At 39.4% G+C, this 14,439-nt stretch carries 13 protein-coding genes; 7 read left to right on the top strand and 6 right to left on the bottom strand.

Annotated elements, in window-relative coordinates:
- Positions 1-750 precede the first annotated feature (750 nt).
- The 6 genes from nrdR (at position 751) to Q0H92_RS04860 (ending at position 7,572) form a co-directional block, all read left to right on the top strand.
- A complete protein-coding gene (gene nrdR / locus Q0H92_RS04885; RefSeq protein WP_296012524.1) occupies positions 751-1,209 on the top strand; it encodes a transcriptional regulator NrdR in 459 nt (152 codons plus the stop codon).
- A 73-nt stretch (positions 1,210-1,282) separates the two neighbouring features.
- Positions 1,283-2,809 carry a nucleoside-diphosphate sugar epimerase/dehydratase gene (locus tag Q0H92_RS04880; RefSeq protein WP_296012522.1) on the top strand — a complete coding sequence of 509 codons (1,527 nt, stop codon included), beginning with the start codon at positions 1,283-1,285 and terminating at the stop codon, positions 2,807-2,809.
- A complete protein-coding gene (locus tag Q0H92_RS04875) occupies positions 2,809-4,008 on the top strand; it encodes a DegT/DnrJ/EryC1/StrS aminotransferase family protein (protein WP_296012520.1) in 1,200 nt (399 codons plus the stop codon). Before Q0H92_RS04880 ends, Q0H92_RS04875 begins: the two co-directional genes overlap by 1 nt.
- Entirely contained in the window at positions 4,001-6,319 is a 2,319-nt protein-coding gene (locus Q0H92_RS04870; protein ID WP_296012519.1) for a xanthine dehydrogenase family protein, read from the top strand. The genes Q0H92_RS04875 and Q0H92_RS04870 overlap by 8 nt, the downstream gene beginning before the upstream one ends.
- The gene (locus tag Q0H92_RS04865) at positions 6,291-6,782 is read left to right on the top strand and encodes a 2Fe-2S iron-sulfur cluster-binding protein (RefSeq protein ID WP_296012517.1); all 492 of its coding nucleotides are present in this window, start codon (positions 6,291-6,293) and stop codon (positions 6,780-6,782) included. Before Q0H92_RS04870 ends, Q0H92_RS04865 begins: the two co-directional genes overlap by 29 nt.
- Positions 6,769-7,572: an FAD binding domain-containing protein gene (locus Q0H92_RS04860; RefSeq protein WP_296012516.1), complete on the top strand. Its 804-nt coding sequence runs from the start codon at positions 6,769-6,771 to the stop codon at positions 7,570-7,572. Before Q0H92_RS04865 ends, Q0H92_RS04860 begins: the two co-directional genes overlap by 14 nt.
- A 44-nt stretch (positions 7,573-7,616) precedes the next feature.
- Here the strand turns inward: Q0H92_RS04860 and queA are convergent, their stop codons facing one another.
- The 6 genes from queA to Q0H92_RS04830 all read right to left on the bottom strand — a co-directional run bounded on the left by queA (position 7,617) and on the right by Q0H92_RS04830 (position 12,985).
- Entirely contained in the window at positions 7,617-8,657 is a 1,041-nt protein-coding gene (gene queA / locus Q0H92_RS04855; protein WP_296012514.1) for a tRNA preQ1(34) S-adenosylmethionine ribosyltransferase-isomerase QueA, read from the bottom strand.
- 26 nt (positions 8,658-8,683) lie between these two features.
- Positions 8,684-9,826 carry a Holliday junction branch migration DNA helicase RuvB gene (gene ruvB, locus Q0H92_RS04850; protein ID WP_296012512.1) on the bottom strand — a complete coding sequence of 381 codons (1,143 nt, stop codon included), beginning with the start codon at positions 9,824-9,826 and terminating at the stop codon, positions 8,684-8,686.
- The gene (gene ruvA / locus Q0H92_RS04845) at positions 9,823-10,443 is read right to left on the bottom strand and encodes a Holliday junction branch migration protein RuvA (RefSeq protein ID WP_296012511.1); all 621 of its coding nucleotides are present in this window, start codon (positions 10,441-10,443) and stop codon (positions 9,823-9,825) included. The genes ruvB and ruvA overlap by 4 nt, the downstream gene beginning before the upstream one ends.
- 35 nt (positions 10,444-10,478) lie before the next feature.
- Positions 10,479-11,411, bottom strand: coding sequence for a glycosyl hydrolase (locus Q0H92_RS04840; RefSeq protein WP_296012509.1), 933 nt, complete (start codon positions 11,409-11,411; stop codon positions 10,479-10,481).
- A 92-nt stretch (positions 11,412-11,503) separates the two neighbouring features.
- On the bottom strand, positions 11,504-12,229 hold the full coding sequence (locus tag Q0H92_RS04835) for a flagellar filament outer layer protein FlaA (RefSeq protein ID WP_296012507.1): 726 nt from the start codon (positions 12,227-12,229) through the stop codon (positions 11,504-11,506).
- 21 nt (positions 12,230-12,250) lie between these two features.
- Positions 12,251-12,985, bottom strand: coding sequence for a flagellar filament outer layer protein FlaA (locus Q0H92_RS04830; protein WP_296012505.1), 735 nt, complete (start codon positions 12,983-12,985; stop codon positions 12,251-12,253).
- A gap of 363 nt (positions 12,986-13,348) precedes the next feature.
- Here Q0H92_RS04830 and Q0H92_RS04825 point away from each other — a divergent pair, with 363 nt between their 5' ends.
- The gene (locus tag Q0H92_RS04825) at positions 13,349-14,353 is read left to right on the top strand and encodes a class II fructose-bisphosphate aldolase (RefSeq protein WP_296012503.1); all 1,005 of its coding nucleotides are present in this window, start codon (positions 13,349-13,351) and stop codon (positions 14,351-14,353) included.
- Positions 14,354-14,439 lie beyond the last annotated feature (86 nt).

Raw genomic sequence — 14,439 nt, 5'->3', positions numbered from 1 at the left:
CATGCCTATTTCCTCGGCTCCCGAGGGAGCCGGAGATTTCCATAGCCACAGAGAGCCTTCTTCAGGCCCTCTCATTTTTCTTACGAATCTGACTGCCTATAAACAATCCTGCTAAAACTTGCTCTCCTCGTACGCTCTTCTGTCGTTTCTTCTTTCCTTCCCTTAAACTGTCAAATAACGGCGATTAATGTAAGTGAAAGAAACTATATCACCAGAAACTCATTATGTCAAGCATTTTTTTCTTAATTCTTAATATTTTTTTATATCTATACAGAATTTTGCGTTTTTTAGAAAATCGCATAAAATTTTATGCAGAAAAGACAGCACGCTCACAGAAAATCTGCGTAAAAACACAACAGTGCTGTACAACAGGCATTCGAACTCCGTACTGTATATTCAAAAGGCAAGGAATAACATTCTATAATATATGCTACATTTATTTTCATACCGAACACAACAAAACTCAAAAAGCTAATAAACAAAGACAAAAAAACAATTGAGGTTTTCTCTGTAAAAAACTATAATAAACTAGTTTCAAAAACATATTAAAATTTGAAACTTACCACAAGAAAATAATATAGCAGATAAAATTGTCTTGCTGGTTTTCTGCTAGAGCTTCTAAAGTTCATATTTACAGGAGCGACAACAATGACAAGGACAGAAAAATTATTAATTGCAATTATTGCGATTCAAATTTTGGGAATTATATTAAAAATAATATAATTACTATGTAGATAAGAGAGATAAAAAATGAGATGCCCCTACTGCGGAAGTTTTGACGACAAAGTTACTGAGTCCCGGCAAATGGCAAACGGCGAAAGCATACGAAGAAGACGGCAGTGCATTTCGTGCGGACACAGATTCACAAGCTACGAAAAAATAGAAGAAAAGCCTTTCATGGTTGTAAAGCGCGATGGAAGAAGACAGCCGTTCGACATAAAAAAAGTCGCAAAGGGAATTGAGCGCGCGCTAGAAAAACGTCCGGTTTCAACAGATTTTATCGACTTGATTGTAAACGAAATCGAAGACGAGGCATACACAGCCGGAAAACTCAAACGCGAAATTTCAACAGAAGAAATCGGAGAGCTTGTTCTAAAAAAGCTTAATTCCGTAGACAAAGTCGCATACATCCGTTTCGCAAGCGTGTACCGCCATTTTACAAATCTTGAAGAATTCATAACTGAAGTAAAAAAAATCTCCGAAGGCTAATCCTGCGTCGCAAAAAGCCAACATTGAAGAAATCAGCATTATATGGTAGACTGCTAGAGTATCCGAGGGGAAAATGAATAAAATCGAAGGCAGACTATATATAATAGGCGCAGGCTTTGCCGGACAAATGATTGCAAACGACATTGCGAAAAAAAAAGTCTTTGGAACAGTTTCTGCGTTTCTTGATGATGATAAAAATTTAATCGGAACAAAAATTGACGGCATTCCTGTTCTAGGTCCGATTGACAGCATTGCTGACGTTTTACGTGTAAACGGAGCAGACCAAGCCGTAATTGCAATTCCAAGCGCGCCAGTTGAAAGAATCAGAAAAATTTATTCTTCCCTAAAAAAATGCGGATTTCTTCAGATAAAAATTCTGCCTTCAATAAGCCAAGTCATTGACGAGAAAGCCCACATAATTCAGGCGCGAGACATAAATCCGCTGGACATTCTTGGAAGAACTCCAGTAACAATTCCGCTTGCAAAAAGCCTTTCATATTTAAGAGGAAAACGTGTTCTCATAACAGGCGCGGGCGGCTCAATTGGCAGTGAACTTGCACGGCAGCTTCTTTCAGGCGGAGCAGAACGGCTTTATCTTTTTGGGCACGGCGAAAATTCAATCGTAAATATTTACAGAGAGCTTCATGTTCTTCAGGATGAAGGCGTAGGACAAAAGGCTTCGATTGTTCCCATAATCGGCGACATGAAAGACAGGGAATATGTAAAATACATAATTTCTCACACTCATGCTGATGTTATCTTTCACTGCGCCGCATACAAGCATGTTCCAATGATGGAAGAAAATTCAATCGCCGCAATTGAAAACAATGTGTTCGGAACAAAAAATCTTCTGGATGCCGCTCTTGAATCCGGCACTGAAAAATTCGTGCTTATTTCAACAGACAAAGCGGTTGAGCCTGTAAGCGTTTACGGTGCAAGCAAAATGCTATGTGAAAAACTTGTAATTCAGGCTGCGCAAAAAGCAAAGGAAAAACAAGCGTTTATGTTTGTCCGCTTCGGAAACGTTCTTGGAAGCCGCGGCTCAATTCTTCCTATTTTTATGGAGCAGATTCAAAACGGAGGTCCTGTAACTGTAACCGACCCGCAAATGGAGCGTTATTTTATGACGATTCCAGAAGCCTGCTCTCTTGTGCTTCAGACTGGAGGAGTTGGAACAAACGGAGCGTCGTATCTTTTGGACATGGGCGAGCCTATAAAAATTCTGGAGCTTGCAAAGCAGGTAATAAAATTTTCTGGATTTACGCCGGACAAAGAAATAAAAATTCAGTTTATCGGAGCAAGAAAAGGCGAACGCTTGGAAGAACCTTTGTGGCTAAAAGAGGAAAATCCAGAGTCGACTGAATACAAAAAAATTCTAAAGCTCACAAATATTTCACCCCAAAATTTTTTGCTTGATGAACTGATTGATTCTTTAAAGCCAATCTGCGTGCTTTCAAAAGGAAAAGAAGAACTTTACAGAAACAGCATTGCGCTGAAAAAAATTTTAAGAAAAGCAGTTCCGACGCTTGATGAATTTTACAAGCGTGAAGAAAACGCATCTTCAAAAAATGAAAAGTCTTATGCAAAGGCGGTTTTATAATGAGTTTAAGCGAGCAAAAAACAGAACTAAAAAAAATGAATGTGCCTTTTTTTAAAGCCTCAATTTCAGAAGAAGAAGAGCAAGCCTGCACAAATGTTCTAATAAGCGGCTGGCTTACAACAGGAAAAGAAACGCATGAATTTGAAAAAGAATTCGCGCAAAAAATAAATTCACCGTTTGCACTTGCCGTTAACAGCAACACAAGCGGAATGATTCTTGCAATGGAAGCTCTTGGCGTAAAACCAGGCAAAGCGGTTATAACAACGCCCTACACTTTTGTGTCCACGGCAGCCAGCGTGCGCCACCTTGGAGCTGACGTTTATTTTGCCGACATTGAAAAAGAAAACTATTCAATAGATCCAGAAAAAATTGAAGAGATTCTAAAAAGTCCGCGTGGAAAAAATGTCGCCGCGATAGTTCCCGTTCACATCGCAGGAAATGTATGCAACATGAAGCGCATAATGGAGCTTGCTGAAAAATACAATGTGAAAGTAATAGAAGACTGCGCGCATTCGTTTCCAAGCAAAACAAGTCTCGGATTTGCCGGAGCAATCGGAGATGCTGGAGTCTTTTCATTTTACGCAACAAAGACAATTACTTGCGGCGAAGGCGGAATGGTTTCTGTAAAAGACAAAAAAACTGCTGAAAGAATTCTTCAGATGAGGCTTCACGGAATGAATCGGGACGCCTGGGACAGATACACTTCAAACAAGGCAAGCTGGGAATACGACATTGTAGCTCCGGGATTCAAAAGCAACCTGCCGGACATTCTTTCTGCAATAGCAAGAGTTCAGCTAAAGAAAGCCGACATTCTTGATTCAAAGCGAAAAGTACACGTAAAAAAATACAATGAAGCTTTTTCAAAAATGGACTTTGTAAAAACTCCGCCGACTTCGGAAGGAGACGCCTGCCATCTTTACATTCTGCGACTTGAACTTTCAAAGTTAAAATGCACAAGAAATGAATTTGCTTCTATGCTTCAAGAAATGGGAATCGGAATCAGCGTGCATTTTATTCCGCTTTTTCATTTTTCATATTGGAAGCAGCTCTATCCTGATTTTACAAAAGAAAAATTTCCTGAGGCTGAAAAAAAATTTCAGGAATCAATTTCAATCCCGCTCTGGCCGGACATGACAGAGAAAATGACCAGCTATGTTATTCAGGCAGTGAAAGAAATTGGAGAAAAGTATCATGCCTAAAGCTTCATTCGCAAAGAAAAATTCAAAAGTTTCTTTTCAGAAAGAATTTTACAGCGACCTTACAATGGATGATATGTATTTTGCAATGATTGTAAGAAGTCCTGTAAGCGAAGGAATTGTAAAGTCAGTTTCGCATCCAAACTTGCCGGACGGCTACAGCCTTGTAACTGCGCGCGATGTTCCGGGTTCAAATTTAGTCGATACTTCAAAAGGAAAAATTCCTGTTTTTTGCGAAGGAAATATTTCGTATGAAGGAGAGCCGCTTGCGCTTTTGGTCGGTCCTGACGAAGCTGTTTTGCAGTCGCTTTTTGATGAGCTTGTTTTGACGATTGACACAAACACAATCGAAGATTATCTTCCAGATGAATTTGACATAAACGCAAAAGCTCTTGAAAATTCCGGCAAGAAGCAAACAAAGAAAGAAATAAAAATTCAAAATGAAGAAATAAAAAATATCAAGGAAATCAAAGAAGAATTTTTTTCAGACAAACTTGCGCAGAGAATTATAAAATTCGGTCCTTGCTTTGAAAAATCAGATGATGAAGCCTGCATAGAAAAAATTTTTGAAGAAGCAAAATACGTTGCGGAAAACGAATGGCGCTATGCTTTGAAAACTCCAGATTACGGAGAACCAAACGGCGCAATGTGCTTTTGGAAAGATAATTATGTAACAATTTCAACACCAACGCAATGGCTGAACAATTTAAGGCACACAGCATCAGAGGCACTTGCAATTCCGCCTGAATCAATAACAATAAGAAAAACAACTTCAACAAACAGAGGAACAAACAGCATTTGGTACAATTCAATAATTGCCTGCCAAACTGCAGTTGCTGCAAAAAAAACAGGTCATCCTGTGAAGCTTGTCTACACAAGAAACGAGCAGGAAAAATTTTTGAACAAAATGCAGCCAATTTCAATCCGGCACAAAACTGCAGTAAACGAAAAAGGCATTATTGAAGCCATGAAAATTCAAATTGAAGTAGACGCCGGCTTTGCAAATCCGTTTGCACAGGAAATAATCGACAGACTTTCAATTGCTTCATGCGGATGCTACAATCCAAAAAATATTTTTATAACGGCAACTGCAAAAAGCTCTTTAAATCCTGCGTCTTCAGTTGACATTCAGCTGATTGATTCCGCGGCATTTTTCGCTGTTGAAAATCAGATAAATGAACTTTGCAACAAATGCAATCTTACGCCTTTAGAGTTCCGGCAGAAAAATCATTTGAACATAGATTTTACAAAAAGAAAAATTCCAAAAGCGCAGTTTCTTTTTGAAATTGAAAAATTCAACGAGACGATTGAAGCTCTTTCCAAGCAAAGCGACTTTAACAGAAAATACGCTTCTTACAGACTTGACGCCATGAACTGGAAACTCGGAAGCGGACCAAAAGAATATGTTTCAGTTTTTTCATCTCCAATGCGCGGAATCGGATTTTCATGCGCGTTTGAAGGCGCTGGATATTACGGCTCGGAAATTTACAACGGAAGCCACACACTTGAAGTAACGCTTGAAACGGATTCAGTTTTAACAATTCACTGCCCTCCAGTTTCAAATTCCGTGCATGAAATATGGAGAGGAATCGCATCTGAAATTTTAAACATTCCGCTTCTTTGCGTAAAAATAAATTCAGTGTTCAGCAACGGAGAAGAGCCGCCGCTTCCAGAAAATGTATACAGCAACATAAGCATAATGACTTCGCTTTTGAAAAAATGCTGTCTTGCAATAAAAAGAAGAAAGCCTGAAGAACCGCTTCCATTCAAGGTAAAAAAGAAAACCGCAGCTGTAAAAAAAACAGAATGGAACAATGAGACTTTTTCAGGAAAGCCGTTTCATTCAACATCTTTTGCTGCTGCCGCAATTGAACTGGAAATAAATCCATGCACATACCGTGAAAAAGTCAGAAGCATAAATCTTATTTTGAACGGCGGAAAAATTCTTAACATCCAAGCCGCAACTTCCACAGTGAAACTTGGAATTCAAAAAGTTCTTTCATCGCTTCTTGAAGATGACAAAGTTGAATGCAAGAACATAAAAATTTCCTTTATGCAGTCAGAAAAAGATCCGTCGCAAATTGGAGAGCTTGTGCATCAGGTTATTCCAGCCGCATACACGCAGGCTCTAACACAAGCCTTGAACTGCACAATAAATTCGCTTCCGCTGAAAACTGATTCACTCTACAAAAAAATCAAAGAGCAAAAGGCAAAAATAAAAATGCAGAAAGAGCAAGAAGCCGAGCAGAAAAACAAAGAGCAGGCAGAAAAGGAGGAAACTCAAAATGAAAATTCCGCTGTATCTGAACAATAAAAAAATAGTTCTTTCCGCGGAGCCAACGGAATCTCTTTTGTCTGTTCTGCGCAAGGAAAAACTTTACAGTGTAAAATGTGGCTGCCAAAAAGGAATGTGCGGAAACTGCATGATTTTGCTTAACGACAAATCCGCCGCAAGCTGTCTTATTCCAGTTGGAATTGTCCGCGACTGCCACATTGTAACTCTCGAATATTTTCAAAGCAATCCGTGCTACCAGGACATAATCGCAGGATTTTCCAAGGCAGGAATAAATTTATGCGGATACTGCAATGCCGGAAAAATTTTTACAGCCTACACTATTTTAAAAAATTACTACCGCCCGACTTTGGATCAAATATATTCAGCAATAAAAAATTTGGACTCGTGCTGCACAGATTTTTCTACACTGACAAATGGAATTCTTTATGCAGTCGCCGCAAAACACGCAAGAGAGGAAAAAAGTTCAAATGCCAAAAAGTAAAACTGTATTTATTTCAAAAACTTTATCCGATGTTTTTTATCACATAAAAAGCGTAAACGAAATTCAGCTTCTTGCAGGATGCACACAGCTAAAAAAAATTCAGGACAAATCAGTTTCGCTTAGAACGATTCCAGAGCTGAACATCATAGACAGAAAAGAGCGGCACATAGAATTCGGCAGCGCAGTTTCAATTGCAAATGTGATTCTGGCAGGCGGACAAAAACTTCCGGCAGTTCTTGCGAAGGCACTTAAATCAATTGGCACAGAGCAAGTCAAAAACATTGCGACTTTAGGCGGAAACATTTGCGCAAAAGATTTTAAATATACGCTTTGGGCTCCGCTGCTCGCATTGAACGCACGGCTGGAAATTAAAAATCAAAATGAAACTCTTTACATTCCTTTCAACAAATTTACAGGAATTCCTGAAAAGCACATTTTAACAAAAGTAAGAATTCCGCTTGATGAATGGGAAGTTGAAATTTTCAAAAGAGTCGGACCTTCAAATACAATAAACGAACTTTCCGCAAGCTTTGCATTTCTTGCAGACACACAGCGCGGAATGATTGCAAAAATAAGAATCGCATTTGCAGGAAAACTATTTTTTTATTCGCCGGAATTTGAAAACAGAATCATCGGAACAAGGCTTCCGCTTTCCGCAAAAACAATCGACGACTTGATTGACAGCGCAAAAAAAATTTTTGTTGAACAAAATAAAATAACAGATTCAGAACTGATTTTAAAAGCCCAGTTTCTAAATCTGCTCCGTAACGCTTTTGAACAACTTATGTAAAAATAAAATTCCGCATTTAAAATTTGCGCGTTATTTTTAACGCGTTATTTTATAAGCATTGCGTCTCCGTAACTGAAAAAACGGTATTTATTTTCAACTGCAATTTTGTATGCATTCAAAATATTTTCACGTCTGGCAAATGCGCTCACAAGCATAATGAGCGTGCTTTCCGGCGTATGAAAATTTGTAAACATTTGATCCACAACTTTAAATTTATATCCCGGATACATAAAAATACTTGTGCTTCTTGTTCCGCCGTGAACAATTCCATTTTCATCCGAAGCGCTTTCCAAAGTTCTTACGCTCGTAGTTCCAACAGCAAGAACCGGCCGCCCCTCTTTTTTTGCTGAATTGATTTTTTCTGCAACATCGTAAGGAACTGTATAAAATTCCTCGTGCATTTTATGCTCTTCAATATTATCCGCGCGCACAGGAAGAAAAGTTCCAAGTCCCACATGAAGCGTTATCCATTCAAGGTCAACATTTTTTTCCTTTAGCTTTTCTAAAACAGGTTCTGTAAAATGAAGCCCTGCCGTAGGACAAGCCGCGCTTCCAGTTTCTTTTGCGTAAATAGTCTGATAACGCTCGCTGTCTGTGTCGTCATCTTCACGCCGGATATAAGGCGGAAGCGGAATGTGTCCGTTTTTTTCAAACCATCCTTCTGTAAGTCTGAATGGAAATTCTATAAATCTAAATTCAGTTCCGTCATTTTTTGAATCAGAAACAATTGTGCCTTCGCTTCCATCTGGAAACTTGTAGACATTTCCTGGCTTCACTTTTTTTGCGCCCTTGACCATCGTGTTCCAGATATTTCCTTCAGGTGAAGTCTGATTTAAAAACATAAATTCCTGCTCGCGGCCTGTGTCTGTTTTTATTCCGTAGCATCGGCTTCGGCGGACTTTGCTATTGTTGAAAACCATTAAAGTGCCAGGCTCAACCAAATCAACTAAATCTTTCATGGCATAATGAAAAACTTTTCCCGTCGATTTATCCAAAAACATAAGTTTGTCATTTCCACGGATTCCAGAAGGTTTTTGCGCAATAAGCTCTTCCGGCAAATCAAAATTAAAATCACTGGTCTTCATATATTTTTCCTAAAAAAGTTTTTGTTTTAAAAATCAAAAGCTGGCTCTGACTTCGCATTTCCTTCAAAAGAAATTCCAAGATGATTGTAAGCTTTTTCTGTGGCGACTCTTCCGCGTGGAGTTCTTTGCAAAAGTCCGCACTGAATCAAATAAGGCTCGTAATAATCTTCAAGCGTATCCATCGATTCTCCAATTGAAATAGCAAGAGTTTCCGCGCCAACAGGTCCTCCGCCGAATTTTTTTATAATTGCTAAAAGAATTTCCCTGTCATAATTTTCAAGTCCCAAAGAATCAACTCCAAGACGCTCAAGCCCTTTTTTCACAATCGACTTCGTAATAACGCCGCTTCCTTCAACTTGCGCAAAATCTCTCATGCGCCGAAGAATTCTATTTGTAACACGTGGAGTTCCTCTGGAGCATCCTGCCATAAGCAAAGCCGCATCGTCTTCAACTTGAACATTAAGAATTTTTGCAGAACGCCGGATTATCGAAGCAAGCTCTTCTTTCGTGTAAAAACTGAAACGCTGAATAATTCCAAAGCGGCTTATAAGCGGACTAGAAACCATGCCGGCTTTTGTTGTCGCGCCCACAAGAGTGAATTTCGGAATTGGAATCCTGACAGTTCTTGCCGCGGCTCCTTGCCCGATAACCCAGTCAAGCTCATAGTCCTCCATTGCAATGTAAAGCATTTCCTCGATTGCAGGTTTAAGCCTGTGAATTTCATCAATAAAAAAAACTGTCCGTGGAGAAATTGTTGAAAGAATTCCAGCAAGATCCTTTGGCTTTTCCAAGGCAGGCGCGCTGGTAACTTTAAAATCCGCACCAAGCTCGTTTGCAGTAATTTGCGCCAAAGTTGTTTTTCCAAGTCCAGGCGGTCCAATCAAAAACAAATGATCCAAAGCTTCCTGCCGTTTTCTTGCCGCATCTATAAAAACGCTAAGATTTTCTTTTACAGTTTGCTGCCCAAGAAATTCATCTAAAAGCGCAGGCCTCAAAGAATTTTCCTGAACATCATCTGCGGAAGCAATATCCGCGCGCACAATATTCACAGAAGATTCCGCCGATTTTCCCTGAGCAGCCTGAAGCGCAAGCTGCGTAACAATATTCATTTCGTCTTCTTCGGAAGGCTTTTTCATATACGAACTTCTGGCATTTACACTTTTATTCATCTTGCAAGCTCCAGAATTGATTTTTTAAATACTGAATCTTCTTTTGCATTTTGGCTGAGCGAAGAGAATTTTTCATCAGACTGAAGCTCTGAAGAAATTTTCGAAACAGCATCTTCTGCCTTTGCGCGGTCATATCCCATGCTCACAAGCGCGTCAATTACATCAGCGTAGGCATTATTTTTTCTAACTGCGCCGGATATATTTTCATTTGAAACAAACGAAAGTTTTCCTTTTAAACTCAAAATAATTTTTCCGGCAGTTTTCGGTCCGACACCTGGAACTTTTTTAAGAGAATCAACATCGCCGCTGTCAAGAATTTCAGCAAGAGCCGCTGCGGAAATATTGCTCATAATCTTGACTGCGCCCTTCGGTCCGATTCCGTCAACTTTTAAAAGATCAAAAAACAAAGCCCTTTCATTTTCCGTGGCAAATCCAAAAAGCGACATTAAATTTTCAGTGTGCTGCATCCAGACAAAAACGCGTCCTTTGCTTCCCACTGACGGAATTTTTTCAAGCGAAGTGTCGGGAACTGTAACGTCCCACTCAATTCCATTTGTTTCTATAAAAAGTTTCTGCGGAAATTTTCCGGTAACAACTCCAGTCAGACTGTTAAACATGGCAAGATTATATATAAATTCCCAAAAAGAAACAATCAAAGTGTTACAGCATACGGACTTTCATACATTTTTTGAAGCGACTCTTTCGTATTGTACTTTTCGCCGATGCAAAATTCTTTTGACCAAGTCATATAATAAGCCCAAGGAATATGTGTTTTTTCCAAAATTGAAATATCTGGAATGTAGCCGACTTCCGCAAGAGCGCAAACTTTGTTTTTTGAAGAGCCTTCGCAAAGCTTAAAATATTCAGCTGAATAATCTGTCGGCTCGTATTCGGAACGGTAAACATCAATTGAAACTACATCAACTTTGTCATCTCCCGGATACGCTTCCTTTACATCGCTGTTCCAAACCCAAAGCAAATTATTCAACTTGTGAACATTCGTGTAATAGTCAAACATAATTTCGTAAAGCTTGCCAGCAACAACAGGACCTTTTGCTCCCCACCAAAACCACTCTCCGTAGCTTTCATGGAAAGGCCGCCAAAGAACAGGAATATTGCTGAACTTTTTCAGAATTTCCGCAATTGAATCCATGTCGCTAAAAAATTTTTTGCGTTCTTCTGTTCCTTCAACAAGAACTTTTTCTGCATCAAAATCAGTATTTTTTGAATAAAAGCTTTTTCCTTTTCCTCCAAGCGGCGAAAACCAATGGAAAGTAAAAGTTAAAATGCCAGAAGTCTCGCTAGCCCACTTTAACGCTTGCTCAACTGTATTTTTGTTTTCTTCAACTTCGGTAAGGCACTCGGAATCAGATTCAGTATAATTTATATTTGGAGAATAAGACAAAAGTTCAAAGCCTCTAAGCTTAGGCTCTTTTCCTGTAATGGATTTTATGTAGCTTATTTCTTCCATTGGAACAGTCTGAGTATGCTGGCCTGTTATAATTTTTTTTCCAGAAATTTCATAAAGATACTCAAGAAGTTTTTTTACCGCAGGAATCGCATTTTTATTTGCAGTTTGAACCATAAATATTCCTTGTTAATTTTGCATAAAAAAAGGCTGCCCTTTATGAAGCCAAAACAACTTCCAGGACAGCCTGTCGAACAACTGGAAAAAGACTACCAGTTATCCATCATGTCATCTTCATCTTTATTTTCAAGGTCATAAAGATCTGTTACAGCTCTCATGTCATCAAGATACATATAGAAAGAGCCTCTTGCTTCCATAGGATTGCAGTCTACGCGGAATCCAACAATGCGAAGTCCCGGTTTGTCTCCGTGGTATACGCTCTGCTGAACAATTCCATGCTCGCTGTCTGGAGAAGGCGGAATAGCTGTTGTAAGCTTTTTCCAGCCGCTGAATTCCAATGAGCCCATCCAGATTTCAAAGTTGTTTCCATTGTAATCCTGAACCAAAAGCCAAAGCTGGTGTCCCATATTGCGTCCGCAAGCCCAAACAGAAACTGTCTTTGTAACACCTTCAATAGGAATCGGGCGCGCAGCTGTAATATAGAAAGAATTTACTCCACGGCGGAAAAATTCAACTTTAACACCAAGAACTTTTGTATCTTCAATCTGCTGATTTCCAGAATCATTCAATTCCTCTTTTGCAGCAGGGCTTCCTTCAAACAAGCGTCCTGTAATAACACCGTTGTCAGAAGAAATATGGACATTCCAAGAACCTTCTCTTTCGAAGCGGTCTACACTCACCTCGCGAAGAGCCTGACGAGCACTGTCGTTTCCGATATTTGATGCGTCCGGCTCAGAAAGGCTGTCTGTCTGAGAAAAAGCAGTTCCAGCAAAAACAGCAGCCAACGCTAAAACAGCAAAACTTATTTTCTTCATTTGTCTTCCACCTTTATTTTATTATTGAACTGTTGTTTCTTCATTATTAGAAGATGATGTTTCTGACTCGCCGAAATCCGCATCTTTCAAAGCATATCCATCATATACGTTTGCAAGTGTGTTTGTTGTATATTTCAACTGATCAAAATAAATAACATAGTCATCTACAGCTTCATTTGCATCTGAGCGGATTCTAAATCCAACAAAACTCATATTAGGTCTTCCAGAGCGGAATCTTGAATGCTGGCGGATATATCCAGGAATATTTACAACAACATTTCTCCAGCCATTGAACATAAGGTTTCCGGCTTTAAGAGCATGAACGCGGCCGTCTGCATCACGGATAAGAAGCTCAAGCCTGTAATTGTAGTTTGCGCCCCAAACCCAGAAGTCAACCTGTGTAACAGTTCCTACAAAAGGAATTTCATAAGCGGCGTCATCTTTAGAAGGATAAACTTCAAACCAGTTATCGCCTTTGCGGTCATATTTTGCCTTTACACCCAAGACCATCGCAGCAGGATCAGAATCTTTGTGGTAAGGAATCAATGAATTTGGAATTCCTTCAAACTTTTTCAAAATTGGATAGCCTTCAGCAATGAAACGGCTAGACTGAACTGCCCAAGACCATTCCATATCTGTATCGAAGTTGTCGATAACAATTGTTTCAACAGCCTTAGAGCTTGGCTGAGCTACTGCCGGCACGCAGAATGCAAGTCCAAGAATCAGGCTACCTAAAATGACTACGCCCTTTTTCATTAAAAATCTCCTTGAGTACGATTGTTTTTCATGTATCGCCAAGTTTTTGTTTTTATTTAACTGATTAAAAAAAAATCAACTAAATTTTCAACGTTTATTATATTTACACAATCATTTTTTGTCAAATGATTTATAAAGTATTTTGCAATCCTCCAGTCAATTAGGAATTGATAATGCATAATGCTCAACAAGTTTTACGAATTTATAAAATAAACAAGTATCTGTATTTTATCAAAACTCAAAATCAAGCCTTTTATTTTTTATGCTGAAACTCTGTAATTCGGTTTCAGTCTTGAATTTTGCCTTTAAATGTTTTATTCTATTTAAATAAAAGTCCGAACATTCCGGATACAAGGAGCTAATATGTACAGTTACAAAGATCTTGGACTTGTAAACACAAAAGATATGTTTGCAAAGGCAATGAAAGGCAAATATGCGATTCCAGCATACAACTTCAACAACATGGAACAGATGCAGGCAATTATTCAGGCTTGCGTTGAAACAAAATCGCCTGTAATCCTTCAGGTTTCAAAGGGCGCAAGAGCTTATGCAGACAAGTACATTCTGCGCAACATGGCTCGCGGAGCAGTTGAATACGCACATGAGCTTGGATGCGACATTCCGATTGTTCTTCACCTTGACCACGGTCCTAACTTTGAAGTTGCAAAAGACTGCATTGACAACGGATTCTCATCTGTAATGATTGACGGTTCTTCACTTCCTTACGAAGAGAACATCGCTGTTACAAAGAAAGTTGTTGAATACGCACACTCACAGAAAGACTACGTTACTGTAGAAGCAGAACTTGGTGTTCTTGCCGGTGTTGAAGATGAAGTTGCTTCAGCAGAAAGCCACTACACAAAGCCAGAAGAAGTTGTTGACTTCACAAGCAAAACAGGATGCGATTCTCTCGCAATCTCAATCGGAACTTCTCACGGAAGATGCAAATTCACACCTGAACAGTGCACACGCAGCCCGGACGGAGTCCTTATTCCACCGCCACTCGCATTCGACGTTCTTGAAGCAATTGAAAAACAGCTTCCAGGATTCCCAATCGTACTCCACGGCTCATCTTCTGTTCCAATGGAATATGTAAGAATCATCGAGCAGTTCGGCGGAAAAATTCCTGATTCAGTTGGAATTCCAGAAGAGCAGCTCCGCAAGGCTTCAAAGTCAGCAGTTTGCAAAATCAACATCGACTCAGACGGACGCCTCGCAATGACAGCAGCAATCCGCAAATTCTTTGCAGAGCACCCGGACAAATTCGACCCGCGCGAATATCTCGGACCTGCACGCGAAGAGCTCAAGAAAATGTATATGCACAAAAACATCGACGTTCTTGGTTCAGCAGGACACGCATTGGACTAGTCCATTAAAGAAATAAATTCTTTATACGGAGGAATTTCATTTTACGTGAAGTTTCTCCGTTTTTTTATGCGCAAAATATCTTTATA

The organism is uncultured Treponema sp. (assembly GCF_934725225.1).
Lineage (GTDB): Bacteria > Spirochaetota > Spirochaetia > Treponematales > Treponemataceae > Treponema_D.
The sequence above is the reverse complement of the archived record's forward strand: the minus strand, read 5'-3'. Positions and strand labels throughout refer to the sequence as shown.

Excerpts from the sequence above, each read along its gene's own strand:
- Q0H92_RS04865 (WP_296012517.1), top strand. The coding sequence starts at position 6,291 with ATGAAAATTCCGCTGTATCTGAACAATAAAAAAATAGTTCTTTCCGCG.
- Q0H92_RS04840 (WP_296012509.1), bottom strand. The coding sequence starts at position 11,411 with ATGGTTCAAACTGCAAATAAAAATGCGATTCCTGCGGTAAAAAAACTT.
- nrdR (WP_296012524.1), top strand. The coding sequence starts at position 751 with ATGAGATGCCCCTACTGCGGAAGTTTTGACGACAAAGTTACTGAGTCC.
- ruvA (WP_296012511.1), bottom strand. The coding sequence starts at position 10,443 with ATGTTTAACAGTCTGACTGGAGTTGTTACCGGAAAATTTCCGCAGAAA.
- queA (WP_296012514.1), bottom strand. The coding sequence starts at position 8,657 with ATGAAGACCAGTGATTTTAATTTTGATTTGCCGGAAGAGCTTATTGCG.
- Q0H92_RS04830 (WP_296012505.1), bottom strand. The coding sequence starts at position 12,985 with ATGAAAAAGGGCGTAGTCATTTTAGGTAGCCTGATTCTTGGACTTGCA.
- ruvB (WP_296012512.1), bottom strand. The coding sequence starts at position 9,826 with ATGAATAAAAGTGTAAATGCCAGAAGTTCGTATATGAAAAAGCCTTCC.
- Q0H92_RS04880 (WP_296012522.1), top strand. The coding sequence starts at position 1,283 with ATGAATAAAATCGAAGGCAGACTATATATAATAGGCGCAGGCTTTGCC.
- Q0H92_RS04875 (WP_296012520.1), top strand. The coding sequence starts at position 2,809 with ATGAGTTTAAGCGAGCAAAAAACAGAACTAAAAAAAATGAATGTGCCT.
- Q0H92_RS04825 (WP_296012503.1), top strand. The coding sequence starts at position 13,349 with ATGTACAGTTACAAAGATCTTGGACTTGTAAACACAAAAGATATGTTT.
- Q0H92_RS04870 (WP_296012519.1), top strand. The coding sequence starts at position 4,001 with ATGCCTAAAGCTTCATTCGCAAAGAAAAATTCAAAAGTTTCTTTTCAG.
- Q0H92_RS04835 (WP_296012507.1), bottom strand. The coding sequence starts at position 12,229 with ATGAAGAAAATAAGTTTTGCTGTTTTAGCGTTGGCTGCTGTTTTTGCT.
- Q0H92_RS04860 (WP_296012516.1), top strand. The coding sequence starts at position 6,769 with ATGCCAAAAAGTAAAACTGTATTTATTTCAAAAACTTTATCCGATGTT.